Genomic DNA, 14,810 nt, shown 5'->3' on the forward strand with positions numbered 1-14,810 from the left:
CAAACAGGAGACGACATTGAACAACAGACCGTTGTGGTGGGCGCTCGCCCTCAGCTTTTGCATCAGCGGATGCGGCGGTAATACATCGGGCGGCGGCAGTTCGACGAGCTCGACGCCTGCGCCCACGGCAGCTACGCAATGCGCGTCGTTGAATGGGCTGTCGATACCGGCATCGTCGATCGGCGCGCCGACCAGCGGCGCGACCATTACCAGCGCGACACTGACCGAGACGAGCGGTGAATATTGCAAGGTCAACGGTGCGATTGCACCCGTCGATCCGGCCGCGCCGTCAATCAACTTCCAGGTCAATCTGCCGACCAACTGGAATCGCAAGGCGCTGCACTACGGAGGCGGCGGCTTCGACGGCACCTTGATTACCGGCGTCGAACCGCTCGACATGGCGCCGGCCGGATCGGCAACGCCGCTTGCCAACGGTTATGCGACCTTCGGCGACGACTCCGGGCATCAGAGTTCGAGCATCACGGACGGCAAGTTCGCCGCCAACGATGAAGCGCTCGCAAATTACGGCGGCCTGAGCCTGAAGAAAACGCATGACGTCGCGATGGCGCTCATCAGAAAGCGCTACTCGAGCGCGCCCGACAAGGTGTATTTCTTCGGCAGTTCGACAGGCGGCCGCGACGGCTTGAGCGAAGCGCAGCGCTGGCCCTCGGACTACGACGGCATTGTGGTCAACCGTCCGGCGCTCAACTATACGGGGCTGCGGCTCAGCAACGTGGTGCTCGGGCGTGCGCTGTATCTGAACAACGGAGCGGGCTGGCTCGACGTCGCCAAGACCGTCCTGCTGCAAAACGCTGTGATGAGTACGTGCGATGCGCTCGACGGTGTCGCCGACGGCATCATCTCTAACGTGGCCGCGTGCAAGGCGCAATCGGCGACGGTGCTCGGGTCGGTCCGCTGCGCGAACGGTGTGGACACAGGCGATACGTGCCTCTCCGATGCGCAGATCGCAACTGTGCAGACCATCGCAGCGCCATTGCAGTTGCCGTATCCGCTCGCCAACGGCGTGACCCGGTATGCGGGCTACAACATTCTTGCGGGCTCGGTATTCGCAGGACCTTACACGACGCGTGACCTCGGCGAGTCGAAAGTGCCTGCAAATCCGGCGGGAAAGAAGGACGCAAATCAATGGGTGACCGGCGACCAATGGGTCAAGTATTTCGTCACGCGCGTGCCGACCTTCAATTCGTTGACGTTCGATCCGCTCAATCCTGCGGCCTATGAGTCGCGTGTGCAGGCGGTGTCCGCGCTAACCGATGCGACCAGCACGGACCTGAGCGCCTATGTCGCGAAGGGCGGCAAGCTCATCATGACGCACGGACTCGCAGATGAGATCGTGAGCACCGATTACTACAACGGCCTCGTGCAGCGCTTCGGGCAAAACACGGTGGACGGTTTCGTGCGCTTTTATCTGATGCCGGGCGTGGGTCACGGCACCGGGCCGTTCCATCCGGCCATCGACTCGTTATCCGCGCTCGATCAATGGGTGCAGAGCGGCAAGGCCCCGGAGACGCTGACCATGAGCGACCTCAACGCGGCCACGCTGGGGAGAACGCGGCCACTGTGCCGTTATCCGTCGTGGCCGAAGTACGTGGGCCGCGATGTGAACGCGGCCGCGAGCTACCAGTGCGTAAGTCAGTAAGCGTAAGGGGGCCGTTGAACTGCCTGGAATAAAGATTGCGCAGATGAATCGTGAAGCCATGCGCCGGCGCACAGGGGCCGGCGCGACCACCCTTCACGAGGATTACGTCATGAGCATTCTTTCAGCAATCGGTCTTGGCGACGGCAAGAAAGTACGTTATGCGATTGTCGGCGTTGGCGACATCTCGCAGGAAGCGATGATGCCGGGCGTCAGGCATACCGATAACTCCGAAATTACCGCACTGGTCACGGGCGACCCGGAGAAGGCGCGCGAAGTCGGCAAGCAATACGGTGTTGCCGATACCTACAGCTACGAGCAGTTCGACGAGATGCTGCAGTCCGGTAAGGTCGATGCGATCTATCTCGCCACGCCCAACTGGCGCCATGCCGAGTTTGCGATTCCCGCGCTCGCGGCCGGCGTGCATGTGCTGGTTGAAAAGCCGCTGGAGATATCCACGCAGCAATGCAACGCGATTCGCGAAGCGGTCAAGGCATCGACCGCAAAGCTCATGGTCGCTTACCGTCTGCACTTCGAGCCGGGCACGCTTGCCACGATCGAGCGCATTCGTTCCGCAGACCTGGGCGACGTGCGAGTGTTCTCGTCGACGTTCGTGCAGAAGGTCGACCCGGACAATCATCGCGCGAAAAGCGGCATTGCAGCCGGGCCGGTCTTCGACATGGGTCCCTATCCGGTGAATGCCGCGCGCTACGTGTTCGAAGCGGAGCCGACCGAGGTGGTCTCGGCCGTCGGCGTCCGCACGCCCGGCACCGGTCTGGGCGACTTCGACGATACCGTGTCGGTCACACTCCGGTTCCCCGGCGACCGGCTCGCGCAGTTCGTGCTGTCGTATGCGCTCAACACGCTGGATTCGTTTTTCGCGGTGGGCACGAAAGGCAGTATCGCCATGCAGCCCTGCTACATGTATGGCAAGCCCACGCAGCAGATGGTGACCATCGGCCAGGATGAAGAATCGCATTCGTTCAGGAACACCGATCACTTCGGCGGCGAGATGAAGTACTTCTCCGACTGCATCCTGAACGACCGGCAGCCGGAGCCCGACGTCGAAGAAGGTTACGCCGATGTGCGCGTGCTGGAAGGCATCGTCGAGGCGCTGAAGACTGGTGGTCCTGTGAAGCTCGAACCGTTTGAGCGCACGCGTCGCATTGATACCGAAGCGCAACGCGAGACATTGCGCGCGGTTAAATCGCCCGACCTGGTCAACGCGAGCAATCCGGGCGCGGGCATCGACAAGGTGCCGAAGAATTGAGAGCGTGCCACGGGAACCGGCCTTTGGGCCGTGCTGAAACGCTTTGTCGTCACTCCACGCGCGCGCTCGCGTACTCGAGCATGGCTGCGCTCATTGGCAGCACCCGTTCGCTGAGATGAGCATGAAGATATCTCACCGCCGGCGAGAACTGGCGGCGGTGAGGACACACGAGGTTCAGCGGCGCCGTTTCCCCTGGTTGGTCGGGCAATAGAACTTGCAAGCGGCCGGCTATCACGTCGTCGTGGACGTCGAGCCATGATTTATAAGCGATGCCCCGACCTTCCACCGCCCATCGCCTTGCAATTTCCGCGTCGTCGCAAAGCAGCGTGCCTTTTACCGTAACCTGCCTCCGCACGCCGTTGGACGGAAACGACCAGCGGTCATACACCCGTCCACCCAGCACATAGGGCAGGCAATCGTGCAATACGAGTTCATCGAGCGAAGCCGGCGCGCCGCGTCGCTTGAGATACTCCGGCGAAGCCACCAACACTCTTCGATTGTTCACGGCAAGGGCAAGCGCAACGTAGCTCGCCTGTTCTACAGAACCATACCGGATTGCAAGATCCACCGGATCGCGAAAGACGTCGGTCACATGATCCGATAGTGACAGCCGCAAGGTCAGCTTCGGATGCAGATCGCGAAATGCCCCCAGCCATTGCAGCAGCTTATTGCGGCCCAGGTCGGATGGAGCCGCAATACGCAATGTGCCTTGTAGCGCATGTCTTTCTCCATGCAAACGTTCGCGGCCTTCATGAAGCATGGAGAGGACTTCTTGCGCGTAGGGAAGGTACTGCTCGCCTTCTGCAGTGAGTTTGAGACTGCGGGTTGAGCGCGCAAAGAGACGGACGTCGAGCTCGCGCTCGAGCCGCAAGATCGCCGCGCTGACCTGGCCCGGGAGAAGGTCTGCCTCTCTCGCCGCATTTGAAAAGCTACCAAGAGCCGCGGTCCTTATAAATAGTTGAAGGTCTTCCAGGCGGACCATTTTCATTCCAGGAGTGAAAGTCCTGCCTAATTTAACTGCTTTTTCACACCTATGCGGTCGCGCCAGAATTCAGCCACACAACAGCGGCACATGAGCTTGGCAATCGCTGTGATCCTTTATCACGTACCTGGAGCATGCGCATGAAAGCAGTGGTCTATACGCAGCATGGCCTTCCCGCCGACCATCCCGATTCGCTCGTCGATTTCGACCTGCCCACGCCTGAACCCGCATCGCACGACCTGCTGGTGAAAATCGACGCGATTGCCGTCAATCCAGTGGACACGAAAGTCCGCATGGGCTCGCCGACCGAAACTCCGCGCGTGCTCGGCTGGGACGCCGTAGGAACCGTCGAGGCCGTGGGCGACAAGGTGTCGATGTTCGCGCGAGGCGACAAGGTGTTCTACGCGGGAAGCATTGCCCGCCCCGGCGCGTATGCGCAATACGCGCTCGTGGACGAGCGCATTGCCGGCCGCAAGCCTGCCACGCTTTCGGATGCGCAAGCCGCGGCGCTTCCGTTGACGTCGCTGACCGCGTGGGAACTGCTCTTCGACCGGCTCGGCGTGGCCGAGAACGCAGGCTCGGGGGACACGCTTCTGATCGTCGGCGCTGCCGGCGGTGTCGGTTCGATGCTCACACAACTTTCACGTCGTCTTACCAATCTGCGCGTGATTGGCACCGCTTCCCGGCCAGAAACGCGTGAATGGGTCGAAGCACTTGGCGCGCACGAGGTAATCGACCACTCGCAACCGTTGCTGGAAGGCCTTTGCCGTATCGGCTCGCCGCAGGTGCGTTACGTGGCGAGCCTGACTCAGACGGATCTTCACTATCCGCAGCTCGTCGAGGCACTCGCGCCCCAGGGCCGGCTCGGCGTGATCGACGACCCGGACACACTCGATGCGGTCCCGCTCAAGCGCAAGTCCATTTCGCTGCATTGGGAGTTGATGTTCACACGGTCGCTGTTCGATACCAGCGACATGATCAGGCAACACGAAATTCTCAACCGCGTGTCGGCACTCATCGACGACGGCACGCTGCGCACCACCATGGCCGAGCACTTCGGAGCCATCAATGCAACAAACCTGCGCCGCGCTCATGCGCTCATCGAAAGCGGACGTGCTCGCGGAAAGATCGTGCTGGAAGGCTTCTAGTGTGTCCGGACTTCTCGCATAGGTCACTTGCAACATCACTACAAACGGAGAATATCCATGCATTCCATCCATCGACCAAGCACGAACAGCCATCTGATACGCCGTGCAGCGATTGCATTTGCAGCGGCGCTGAGCTTCGCCGGCGTGGTCGCGCATCCCGCGCTCGCTCGGGCGTCGTCGGATCGGCCGTCCTCGAACCAGGCCACGGAACGTACCATCGGTTCCATCGAAACAGTCGCCACATTCACCGGTCCAATGCCCACCGGCGTGAGCGTCACTGAGACCGGCCGGATCTTCGTCAACTTTCCGCGCTGGGGCGACGACGTGCAGGCCACCGTTGCGGAGTTGCGCGACGGCAAGGTGGTCGCGTATCCGAACACGGAGATCAATCGCGCCGACGCATCGCATCCAGCCACGCACTTTCTGAGCGTTCAAAGCGTGATTGCGGACGGCCGCGGACGGCTATGGGTGCTTGATACGGCCGCGCCCAACTTCTCGAGTCCGGTAGCGGGAGGTGCAAAGCTGGTCGCCATCGACCTCGCGACGAACAGCGTGGTGAAGACGCTGGTTTTTCCGGCCAATGTCATGCGCGAACGAACCTATGTGAATGACGTGCGGTTCGACTTTCGCGTGGGTAAAGCGGGCGTCGCGTATGTGACCGACTCGTCGTTGAGCGGCAACGGTGGATTGATCGTGATCGATCTCGATTCCGGCAACGCATTGCGACGCCTTACCGGTGACGTTTCGACCTCCGCCGACCCGGGCTTCGTGCCCGTAGTGGAAGGCGAAACCCTCAAAGTACGGGACGCCAACGGCAAGAGCGCGCCATTCACCGTTGCCTCGGACGGCATCGCGCTTTCGCCGGACGGCAAGACGCTCTACTACTGCCCGCTTTCCAGCCGGCACTTGTATTCGGTGCCCACCGCAATGCTGCGCGACCCGTCAATCAGCGAAGCACAACTCTCGGCCGCTGTAAAAGACCTCGGCGAGAAAGGTGCTTCTGACGGCCTCGAAAGCGATGCAAACGGCACCGTCTATGCAGGCGACTACGAGCACGACTCCATCCGCAAGCTCGAACCGGGCGGCGAGTGGCAGACCATCGTGCATGATCCGCGCGTGCTGTGGCCTGACACGCTGTCAGTCGGCACCGACGGGTACCTGTACTTCACAGCGAATCAGCTTCATCGCCAACCCGTCTTCCACGGCGGCAAGGACGAGCGCAAGAAGCCGTACGCCCTCTTCCGCGTGCGCATTGGCGCCGGCCCCGCACCAACGTTCTGACACATTCACCTATCCATCCCTGGAGTCAATCATGAATCTCGCTGACGCAGTTCGCATTCGCCACACCGTGAAAGCCTTCGAAGCAGGCACGCCAGTACCCGCTGAGCAGATTGAGACGTTGCTCACCGTCCTGCACCAGTCGCCCTCGTCGGTCAATTCGCAACCCTGGCATTTCGTCGTTGCCTCGACGCCTGAAGGTCGCGCCCGCATCGCTCAATCGACCACTAACGCGTACGCGTACAACGAACCGAAAGTGCTCAACGCGTCGCACGTCATCGCCATGTGCATACGCGAGTCAATGGATGAGCGCCATCTGCAAAGCATTCTTGAGCGCGAAGCTGCGGACGGTCGTTTCAGGACACCGCAAATGCAGGCAGGTCAGGACAAGAGCCGCCGCTCATACGTGGACATGCACAAGTACGAGTTGCGCGACACCTCGCAGTGGATGGAGAAGCAGGTTTATCTCGCACTGGGTGGGCTGCTTCTCGGTGCGGCGATACTCGGCGTCGATGCGACACCAATGGAAGGCTTCGACAGCCGGGCGCTCGATGCAAGTCTCGGCTTGCGCGAAAATGGGCTGACGAGCGTGGTGCTTGTCGCACTGGGACACCGCAGTAGCGAAGACTTCAACGCCGATCTGCCCAAGTCGCGTTTGCCGCGCGAACAGATCTTCACCTTCATCTGAAAGAGAGAGTGATCATGACCGGAGCTGCTTCAGCCTATCCTCGCATCACACTGGTCACTATCGATCTCTCGTTTCATCGCGCTGCATCCGGCGTGGTTCGAAGCCTGTTGCATGAGTATGGTGTTGCGGTCGATGAGGTCTTCGCTGCGCACGAGCAGGCCTTTGAATTGCTGCGCAACGGCAAGGCCGATATGCTCAGCAGTGCCTGGCTGCCGAGCAGCCACAGTATCTATCTGGCACCGTTCGAGCATGAGGTAGACAAGATCACCGTGCTTTATCGTCCGTACGCGTTGTGGGGCGTGCCCGACTATGTGCCGGAGAGTGCGGTGAGCAGTGTGGCCGACCTGAAGAGGCCGGACGTGGCCGCGAAAATGACGAAACTCGTTCAGGGGATCAATCCCGGGGCCGGGATCAGTCGATTTTCTCGGGAAATGATCATTCAGTACGGTTTGCAGGAGGCCGGCTATTACTTCGAGAACGGCACGCTCGACGATTGCACGCGCGCCTTTGAAGCCGCCGTCAAAGAGCGGCGTTGGGTCGTCGTCCCATTGTGGAGCCCGCAATACCTGCACGAGCAGTACAGCATTCGTGAATTGAAAGACCCCAAGGGACTTCTTGGGGGCACCGACGATGCGACTCTGATTTTGCGCAAAGCGGCGCACGAAAAGATTCCGCAGGACGCTTTGAATGCGTTGCGGCAGCTCACTTTGGGTAATCGGGAGACGAGCCGCCTCGACTTCGTTCTCTCTCGCGCCAGTTCAGTGGAATCGGTTTCGGAATTAGGCTCGGCGACACGCTGAAGCGCTTCGTGCGCATCGAAAACTGCGGCGCCTTTTTTTCGGTCGCCGCCCCAATCCCCCGGCTGCTGGCCCGGCGCGCAGCGCAGCCGCGTGACAGTGAACCGCCAGCGCCACCAGCGAGGGAACCGCACTTAAGACTCCGGTAAGGAACGCCGAACATCATGGTCGGTATCCACTGGAGGATCTAATGAGCAGATCACTTCTTTCGTTGCGGCGCTTGCGCGCGACACTGTTGCTGATTCCGACCGCAACCGCAATGCCGACAGCCAACGCTGCTCCTCCTTCGGAGCTGCTTGGCTCCTACCAGACGCAGTCGGGCGGCACACAACCCGTCCCTTCGAGGGGACAGCAGTTCTTCAACGCTTCGCATGGTCATGAGTGGACTTGCGCCACATGCCACGGCGCAATCCCCACACAGACCGGCAAGCATGCGGCGACAGGCAAGGCAATCAGTCCTCTCGCTCCCGCGTTCAACCCAGAGCGATTCACCGACGCAGCGAAGACCGAAAAGTGGTTCCGTCGCAATTGCAACGACGTGGTCGGACGGGAGTGCACTGCAGCCGAAAAGGCCGATCTGCTGGCATGGCTCCTGACGCTCAAACCGTAAGCGGCTTCTCTCTTCGAACGAACCTCTTCCCGACAGGACTGTTCCCGATGCCATTCAATCTCGTGCCCCGTTCTCCGGCAGTTTGGGTTGTCGCTTTGCTGACGTCGCTGGCGGTTTCCAGCGTGACGGCCGATCCTGATGAGACGCGTAACCAGGTGAACCTCCTGCCGAAGTATCGGCAGGAATGCGCGTCATGCCATATCGCCTATCCGCCCGGCATGTTGCCCGAATCCGGAGCGACCCTCGAGTTGACGAGGGTCGATCTCAGCGCGCTTGCGCAACGGGTGGCCGCAGAACTGGCGCCAGCGGCGATAGCCAAGCGCCAGTCATTGGAATTCGAGGGCGAAGAGAACTGCCACATCACAGGCGACGAAACGCTGCTCGCCGCACTTGTGCGCAACCTCGTGGACAATGCCATCCGCTACAGCCCGCCTGGCGCATCGGTGCTGATCAGGACCGAAACGAACCGCGACCTGACCATGCTGTCAGTCGAGGACAGCGGGCCAGGGGTCGCAGACGCAGATCGGTTGAAGCTAGGCGAGCGTTTCTTCCGCGTGTCGGGTACCGCCGAAAGCGGCAGTGGCCTGGGTTGGTCCATCGTGCAGCGAATCGTGGACCTTCACGCGGCGGTGGTCAACGTGCGCCGGTCCAGCGCCCTCGGCGGGCTCGAAGTCCAGATCACGTGGCACGCGAGATGAACCGATTCGCCCGCAGTTTTGCGCCGTATCGCATGCTACGCGCAACGATCTGAAACTAGCGATCCAGTGGCGCAACAGTGGCCGGAGCGAGGTCGAGCTCTCTCGCGTAAGCGTCCAGATGCTCTCCCACGTGGGTCTTCAACATCTCGACGAACCGTTTGATTTTCGCGTCGACGAACTGTCGAGATGGATAAACCGCATAGACGTTGCGCACCTGTGTGTGATACCCGGGCAGTACGCGAACGAGCGCGCCGCTGTGCAGGTCATCTATCGCTGAGAACGCCGCAAGGAGGCCGATGCCTGCGCCATCCCGAAGGGCTTGTGACATCGAGTCCATATCGTTGACGCTGAAATGTGGGCCGGCTGGGCGGAAAATAGCCCCGCCAGCAGCGCTCTCCAGATGCCACTCGTCGGGCGCATAGTCGACTGTGCCGAGCAGAACGCACTGATGGTCGATAAGGTCTTCCGGGCACGTCGGCGCCGGATGCGCTGCCAGATACTTGGGTGAAGCCGCGAGGATGCAATGGCTGCTGCCTATGTTCTGACTGACGTAGGCCGAGTCGGGTAGCGTTCGTGTAATCACAATACCAATATCTAGTTGCTCTTCAAGCAGATTCGGCATGCGCTGCGACAGCAGAAGGTCGACCGACACCTCCGGATACGAGTTGCGGTAGGCCATGACGGCACGGGTCACCAGATTGCGCCCGAGTCCGGGCACCGAGTGAACGCGCAACCTGCCGCGCGGCTCCAGCAGGGCGTCCCGCGCCTCGGCCTCGGCAAGCTCCACGTCGGTCAGGATGGCCACGCACCGGTCGTAGAACCGCCGTCCCGCGTCGGTAATGACTAGACGGCGCGTCGAGCGCTGCATGAGCCGGGTGTCCAGCGACTCCTCGAGCACCGAAACGGCGCGCGAGATGTTCCCTACCGTCGTGTCCAGGTGGTTCGCGACCGCAGTGAAGCTCCCCATTTCGACGACTTTTGCAAAAACCGACATGTTATATAACTTGTCCATCCCACCTTTTCCATTCGTCTGATTTCACTGAATCGGCGCCCGCGCTGCACGGGCGTACGGCCATCATAGGCGAGCGCCGCCTTGCGTGCCGGTAAGCGTAACCGGTCGGAGCCCGCCGATTTTCCCTCTCACGGAAAGAATCATTCTTTCTGCCCTGGCTAAAACCGCCCGGCCTTCCCGCCTACACTGGGTTCCGCAGACAGACATTTACTGAAAGCCGCAAGCGCGGACCGCTTTCCCCAGGATCGCCGGGCCTGGCAACGCCGGTGTGAATTCGCTTATCGGCCTGGACATCAATTCCTATTGATTTGAATTACTAACTATATCTGTGAAAATGAACGCTCACTACGACTCCCTTTATCTTTTCATCAACGGAGAATGGATTTCTGCCGGCGAACGCGACACTGCCCCGGTCGTCAATCCCGCTACGCTGCAGGAACTGGGCCGCGTACCGCTTGCAACGGCAGCCGACCTCGACCAGGCATTGCGTACGGCAAAGCGCGCGTTCGACGTATGGCGCAATACGGTGCCTGCCGAGCGCGCACGTATTCTGAAAGGCGGCGCAGACCTGATTCGTGAGCGCGCCGCTCACATTGCCGAACTGCTGACGCTCGAGGAGGGCAAGCCGCTTGCCGAGAGCAGGGACGAAGTGCTGCGTGCAGCCGAATACTTCGAATGGTTCGCGGAAGAAGCGCGTCGTATCGACGGTCGCGTTGTGCCGTCGAACCGTCCTGGCGTGCAGCAACTGGTCAAGAAGCAGGCCATCGGACCGGTCGCCGCCTTCACGCCGTGGAACTTCCCGGCTATCACACCCGCCCGCAAGCTCTCCGCGGCGCTGGCTGCTGGCTGTAGCGTCATCATCAAGCCGGGCGAGGAAAGCCCCGCGACGGCGCTCGCGCTTGCCCGCGCACTCGACGACGCAGGTTTGCCCAAGGGCGTGCTGCAAGTCGTCTTCGGCGTACCGGACGAGGTGTCGAAGACACTGATTGCGTCACCGATTATCCGCAAGGTTACGTTTACGGGCTCCGTTCCCATCGGCCGGCTGCTTGCCGCGCGCGCCGCCGAAGGCGTGAAGCCAATTACGCTGGAACTTGGCGGCCATGGCCCCGTGCTCGTGTTCAAGGACGCAGACGTCGAGAGAGCCGCCGTCGAAGGCGCGGCGAACCGCTTTCGCGGCACCGGCCAGGTCTGCATTTCGTCGACGCGCTTCCTGATTCAGCGCGAGGTCTACGACGAGTTTGTTGGCCATTTCGTATCCGCTACGCAGGCGCTCAAGGTAGGCGACGGCATGCTGCCTGGCACGCAGGTCGGCCCGCTCGCGAATCCGCGCCAGATCGCCAAGATGGAAGAACTCGTCGCCGATGCCGTGGCGCGCGGCGCGAAAGTACTCACCGGCGGCAAGCGCATTGCGAGCGATGGCTACTTCTTCGAACCGACCGTGCTCGCCGACGTACCGATGGACGCTCGCGTAATGCACGAAGAGCCGTTCGGTCCCATTGCAGTGCTGATGCGTTTTGACCAGCTGGAAGACGGCCTCGCCGAAGCGAACCGCCTGCCCTACGGCCTCTCGGCTTACGCGTTCACTAACAACGCGCGCACAGCCATCGACGTTGGCGACGGGCTGGAGGCCGGCATGATTGGCATCAACCAGTACCGCATCGTAGCCACCGAGCTTCCGTTTGGCGGCCTCAAGGAAAGCGGCATCGGTTCAGAAGGTGGCGCCGAAGGCATCGAGTTCTATCTGACCAACAAATTCATCAGCCAGGTTTGAGGAGAGCCCAATCATGTCAAAAGCCAATTTCGACAGCCCGCGCGAAGCCGCGCGCAGCTTCACACCGAAGCTCGCAGCACTCGTCGACGACGTGCTGTTCCCGCAGGTCTGGGCCGACCCGGCTCTTTCGCCGCGCGACAGAAGCCTCGTGACCGTCGCCGCGCTGATTGTCGGCGGTCACCATGACGAATTGCCCGCCCACCTGCGACGTGCCGTGAGTAACGGCGTCACGCGTGAGGAACTCGCAGCAGCCATTACGCACCTTGCGTTCTACGCAGGGTTTCCAGCCGCCATCTCGGCTTCCGCCGCCGCGCAAGCGACGCTCGGCGATGTACAGGCATAACAGGACACGCAATCATGAAAGCGATCACATTCAACGAATTCGGCGACGCCGATGTTCTCAAACTCGCCGACGTTCCGGACCCGGAACTGCGCCCCGACGACCTGCTGGTCCGTGTTCACGCAGCAGGCGTGAACCGCGCTGACCTCACGCATCGACGCGGCGGATACGGACGGCCGAACTTTGGCGACTCGACCATCATGGGGCTGGAAATCGCGGGCGAGGTGGTGGAGGTCGGCGCGTCCGTCGAAGGCTATAAGGCGGGCGACCGCGTGATGGGCGTGGTCGGCGGCGGCGCGTATGCCGAACTCGCGCGCATCGACTGGCGCATGGCAATGCCGATTCCGGAGCAGCTCGACTACGTGCACGCGGCTGCCATTCCCGAAGTATTCGTCACGGCGCATGAAGCGATGATGCATCTCGGACGCCTTGAGCAAGGCGATTCCGTACTCATTCACGCGGCGGCGGGCGGCGTTGGTTCCGCCGCGGTCCAGCTTGCCTACGCGAGCGGAGCAACCGTATTTGCGACCGCCGAGGCGACGAAGCTCGAACGTGTGGTTCAACTCGGCGCCGACCATGTCATCGATTACCGCACGCAGGATTTTGCGGCTGTGGTGGCTCAAAAGACGGGTGGGCGCGGCGTGGATGTTGTAATCGATTTCGTCGGGGAGCCGTATTTTGCACGCAATATCGCGTCCCTCGCGCACGGCGGACGTCTGGTGCAAGTGGGGATTCTGGGTGGCGGCGGTCAGGTGAGCGTTGACCTGGAGACTATCCTGTACCACCACATCCAGATTATCGGCACCGTCATGAAGTCGCGCTCCCAGGCTGAAAAGCACGCTATGGTCCGGCGTTTCAGTGAACGTTGGCTCAAGCGCTTCTCTGGTGGGCGGCGCCTCGAGCCCGTTGTCGACAGTACGTTTCCTCTGGCGCGCGCAGCCGACGCACATCGACGCATGGAATCGGCGGCGAACGTGGGGAAAATTATCCTGACGACGAGTTGATCGAGCCGAGTTGCGGCTCAATGCCGGGCAATAGCATCGCGATCGCCTCGTGCGTCTCTTGAACACCGATGCGTTCGTTGTAGCTCACCTCGACGAAGTCGCATCCCTCCGCGCGGACTAACACCCAGTTAGCTCAAAACGGCTTGTTGCGAAATTGCGTCCGGCAAGGCGTCAGCCGCCAACTAACACAAACGCCCGGCACTGCAACCCTTTGAAAAAAGTGTGGCGAAGCGAGGAGGGACAGGCAGCTAGCGCCTGGCTCGCTCGCAATGCGCTAGAACCCTTAAGAACATTTCAGAACCTGAAGCTGCCACCAAAACTATCATTGGCGCAGTGGCTGGAAGCGTGGCGCGACGCTCCTCATGAACCGATACGCCGACAGCAGCGACGTGACGACAATGTCCATCTATCATCATAAGGAACTCGCAGATGAGCCGGATCACTACACCTGACGGTACGGAGATTTTTTACAACGACTGGGGTACCGGTCAGCCAATCATCCTGGTCAGCGGGTGGCTTGTGAGCGCCGACATGTGGGAGTACCAGGCGCTTTTTCTCGCCAACAATGGATTCCGGGTGATCGCCTATGATCGTCGAGGTTTCGGACGTTCCAGTCAGCCGTGGTCGGGCTACGACTACGATACTCTTACCAATGATCTGGACGAGCTGATCAAGCAGCTCGACCTCACCGACGCCATCCTGGTCGGCTACTCGATGGGCGGTGGAGAAGTTGCTCGATACATCGGTACTCGTGGATCGAAGCGTATCGCCAAGGTTGTTCTGCTCAGCGCGACCACCCCTTTACTAGTGACGCGGGCCGATAATCCGGCGGGCGTACCTCGAGACGTTTTCGATGGGCTGCGGGCCGGCGTAGTTAAAGATCGCGCCGAATTTCTGATTAATTTCGGCCGCGCTTTTACCGGGGCCGATCGTGACCCGTCCGCGGTCACGCAGGCGATGCTGGACATGACCTTCGATATGGCAATTAAAGCAAGCATCAAGGCGACCCATGACTGCATTGCCTCGTTTTCGGAAACCGACCTGCGTCCAGACCTGGCAAAGTTCGACATTCCTACGTTGGTCATTCACGGGGGCGCAGACCCTGTTGTGCCAATTGAGCTTTCAGGCAAAAAGTCCGCCTCGCTCATTCCGGGTGCGAAATTTGTCGTCTACGAGGGCGCCTATCATGCTCTCTACTACACGCATAAGGATCGCCTCAATCAGGACATATTGAGCTTCGCTCGATTGTCGTAGGATCGTCACTGACGATGGCCGAGCGACTTCCGGCACCCGAGAGGAATCGGGTATGACCGAAGACGTGCCGGATGACGTCTCGCGCGGCACCTACACCTGCCAGGACACCACGCCACCGCACGAGGTGTGGGTTCGACCTGCTTTTGCAGGGCTTTTCGGGAATTGAGGAATCTGGATGCCCATCTGCCGAAGAGCCAGCGCGTGAGCGTATTGCTGAGCGGCCTGCCAACTGACTAGTTGGCCATAACGGGCCATGACGACTATACCAGCGCGACTAGCAAACTAGACCCGCTACGTCCCC

The 14,810-nt window shown here is 60.9% G+C and carries 14 protein-coding genes; 12 read left to right on the forward strand and 2 right to left on the reverse strand.

Translation table 11 applies throughout. The features are described from left to right. The first annotated feature begins 16 nt into the window (after nt 1–16). Both JNB89_RS16260 and JNB89_RS16265 read left to right on the forward strand, forming a co-directional pair. Entirely contained in the window at nt 17–1,660 is a 1,644-nt protein-coding gene (locus JNB89_RS16260) for a tannase/feruloyl esterase family alpha/beta hydrolase (protein WP_220362924.1), read from the forward strand. Nucleotides 1,661–1,769: 109 nt separating this feature from the next. Next, nucleotides 1,770–2,927, forward strand: coding sequence for a Gfo/Idh/MocA family protein (locus JNB89_RS16265; protein ID WP_220362925.1), 1,158 nt, complete (start codon nt 1,770–1,772; stop codon nt 2,925–2,927). Nucleotides 2,928–2,976: 49 nt separating this feature from the next. On the opposite strand, the gene JNB89_RS16270 is transcribed toward JNB89_RS16265, so the two are convergent. Beyond that, nucleotides 2,977–3,909 (reverse strand): LysR family transcriptional regulator, encoded by a 933-nt coding sequence (locus JNB89_RS16270; RefSeq protein WP_220362926.1) that lies wholly within the window; start codon nt 3,907–3,909, stop codon nt 2,977–2,979. A 140-nt stretch (nt 3,910–4,049) separates the two neighbouring features. Between JNB89_RS16270 and JNB89_RS16275 the strand changes: the two genes are divergently transcribed. The 6 genes from JNB89_RS16275 (at nt 4,050) to JNB89_RS16305 (ending at nt 9,128) form a co-directional block, all read left to right on the forward strand. Further along, nucleotides 4,050–5,057 (forward strand): zinc-binding alcohol dehydrogenase family protein, encoded by a 1,008-nt coding sequence (locus JNB89_RS16275; RefSeq protein ID WP_220362927.1) that lies wholly within the window; start codon nt 4,050–4,052, stop codon nt 5,055–5,057. A gap of 57 nt (nt 5,058–5,114) precedes the next feature. Beyond that, complete coding sequence (locus JNB89_RS16280) at nt 5,115–6,338, forward strand: L-dopachrome tautomerase-related protein (RefSeq protein WP_220362928.1); 1,224 nt, start codon at nt 5,115–5,117, stop codon at nt 6,336–6,338. Nucleotides 6,339–6,369: 31 nt separating this feature from the next. After that, nucleotides 6,370–7,023: an oxygen-insensitive NAD(P)H nitroreductase gene (nfsB, locus tag JNB89_RS16285; protein WP_220362929.1), complete on the forward strand. Its 654-nt coding sequence runs from the start codon at nt 6,370–6,372 to the stop codon at nt 7,021–7,023. 14 nt (nt 7,024–7,037) lie between these two features. Continuing rightward, nucleotides 7,038–7,823 carry a glycine betaine ABC transporter substrate-binding protein gene (locus JNB89_RS16290; protein WP_220362930.1) on the forward strand — a complete coding sequence of 262 codons (786 nt, stop codon included), beginning with the start codon at nt 7,038–7,040 and terminating at the stop codon, nt 7,821–7,823. Nucleotides 7,824–8,010: 187 nt separating this feature from the next. After that, entirely contained in the window at nt 8,011–8,430 is a 420-nt protein-coding gene (locus JNB89_RS16295; RefSeq protein ID WP_013338262.1) for a DUF1924 domain-containing protein, read from the forward strand. 47 nt (nt 8,431–8,477) lie between these two features. Further along, on the forward strand, nt 8,478–9,128 hold the full coding sequence (locus tag JNB89_RS16305; RefSeq protein WP_223216778.1) for an ATP-binding protein: 651 nt from the start codon (nt 8,478–8,480) through the stop codon (nt 9,126–9,128). A gap of 55 nt (nt 9,129–9,183) precedes the next feature. On the opposite strand, the gene JNB89_RS16310 is transcribed toward JNB89_RS16305, so the two are convergent. Beyond that, on the reverse strand, nt 9,184–10,140 hold the full coding sequence (locus JNB89_RS16310) for a LysR family transcriptional regulator (RefSeq protein ID WP_220362931.1): 957 nt from the start codon (nt 10,138–10,140) through the stop codon (nt 9,184–9,186). A gap of 334 nt (nt 10,141–10,474) precedes the next feature. Here JNB89_RS16310 and JNB89_RS16315 point away from each other — a divergent pair, with 334 nt between their 5' ends. From JNB89_RS16315 to JNB89_RS16330, 4 genes are all read left to right on the forward strand, one after another. Then, complete coding sequence (locus JNB89_RS16315; protein WP_220362932.1) at nt 10,475–11,911, forward strand: NAD-dependent succinate-semialdehyde dehydrogenase; 1,437 nt, start codon at nt 10,475–10,477, stop codon at nt 11,909–11,911. A 13-nt stretch (nt 11,912–11,924) separates the two neighbouring features. After that, the gene (locus JNB89_RS16320; protein ID WP_013338255.1) at nt 11,925–12,254 is read left to right on the forward strand and encodes a carboxymuconolactone decarboxylase family protein; all 330 of its coding nucleotides are present in this window, start codon (nt 11,925–11,927) and stop codon (nt 12,252–12,254) included. 14 nt (nt 12,255–12,268) lie between these two features. Then, nucleotides 12,269–13,255: an NAD(P)H-quinone oxidoreductase gene (locus JNB89_RS16325; RefSeq protein ID WP_220362933.1), complete on the forward strand. Its 987-nt coding sequence runs from the start codon at nt 12,269–12,271 to the stop codon at nt 13,253–13,255. Between the two features lie 429 nt (nt 13,256–13,684). Beyond that, on the forward strand, nt 13,685–14,509 hold the full coding sequence (locus JNB89_RS16330) for an alpha/beta fold hydrolase (RefSeq protein WP_220362934.1): 825 nt from the start codon (nt 13,685–13,687) through the stop codon (nt 14,507–14,509). The last annotated feature ends 301 nt before the right edge of the window (nt 14,510–14,810 follow it).

The organism is Paraburkholderia phenoliruptrix (genome assembly GCF_019511605.1).
Lineage (GTDB): Bacteria > Pseudomonadota > Gammaproteobacteria > Burkholderiales > Burkholderiaceae > Paraburkholderia > Paraburkholderia phenoliruptrix_A.

Coding starts and splice junctions, on each gene's coding strand:
- JNB89_RS16310 (WP_220362931.1), bottom strand. CDS start 10,140: ATGGACAAGTTATATAACATGTCGGTTTTTGCAAAAGTCGTCGAAATG.
- nfsB (WP_220362929.1), top strand. CDS start 6,370: ATGAATCTCGCTGACGCAGTTCGCATTCGCCACACCGTGAAAGCCTTC.
- JNB89_RS16275 (WP_220362927.1), top strand. CDS start 4,050: ATGAAAGCAGTGGTCTATACGCAGCATGGCCTTCCCGCCGACCATCCC.
- JNB89_RS16270 (WP_220362926.1), bottom strand. CDS start 3,909: ATGGTCCGCCTGGAAGACCTTCAACTATTTATAAGGACCGCGGCTCTT.
- JNB89_RS16305 (WP_223216778.1), top strand. CDS start 8,478: ATGCCATTCAATCTCGTGCCCCGTTCTCCGGCAGTTTGGGTTGTCGCT.
- JNB89_RS16320 (WP_013338255.1), top strand. CDS start 11,925: ATGTCAAAAGCCAATTTCGACAGCCCGCGCGAAGCCGCGCGCAGCTTC.
- JNB89_RS16325 (WP_220362933.1), top strand. CDS start 12,269: ATGAAAGCGATCACATTCAACGAATTCGGCGACGCCGATGTTCTCAAA.
- JNB89_RS16280 (WP_220362928.1), top strand. CDS start 5,115: ATGCATTCCATCCATCGACCAAGCACGAACAGCCATCTGATACGCCGT.
- JNB89_RS16265 (WP_220362925.1), top strand. CDS start 1,770: ATGAGCATTCTTTCAGCAATCGGTCTTGGCGACGGCAAGAAAGTACGT.
- JNB89_RS16315 (WP_220362932.1), top strand. CDS start 10,475: ATGAACGCTCACTACGACTCCCTTTATCTTTTCATCAACGGAGAATGG.
- JNB89_RS16330 (WP_220362934.1), top strand. CDS start 13,685: ATGAGCCGGATCACTACACCTGACGGTACGGAGATTTTTTACAACGAC.
- JNB89_RS16290 (WP_220362930.1), top strand. CDS start 7,038: ATGACCGGAGCTGCTTCAGCCTATCCTCGCATCACACTGGTCACTATC.
- JNB89_RS16295 (WP_013338262.1), top strand. CDS start 8,011: ATGAGCAGATCACTTCTTTCGTTGCGGCGCTTGCGCGCGACACTGTTG.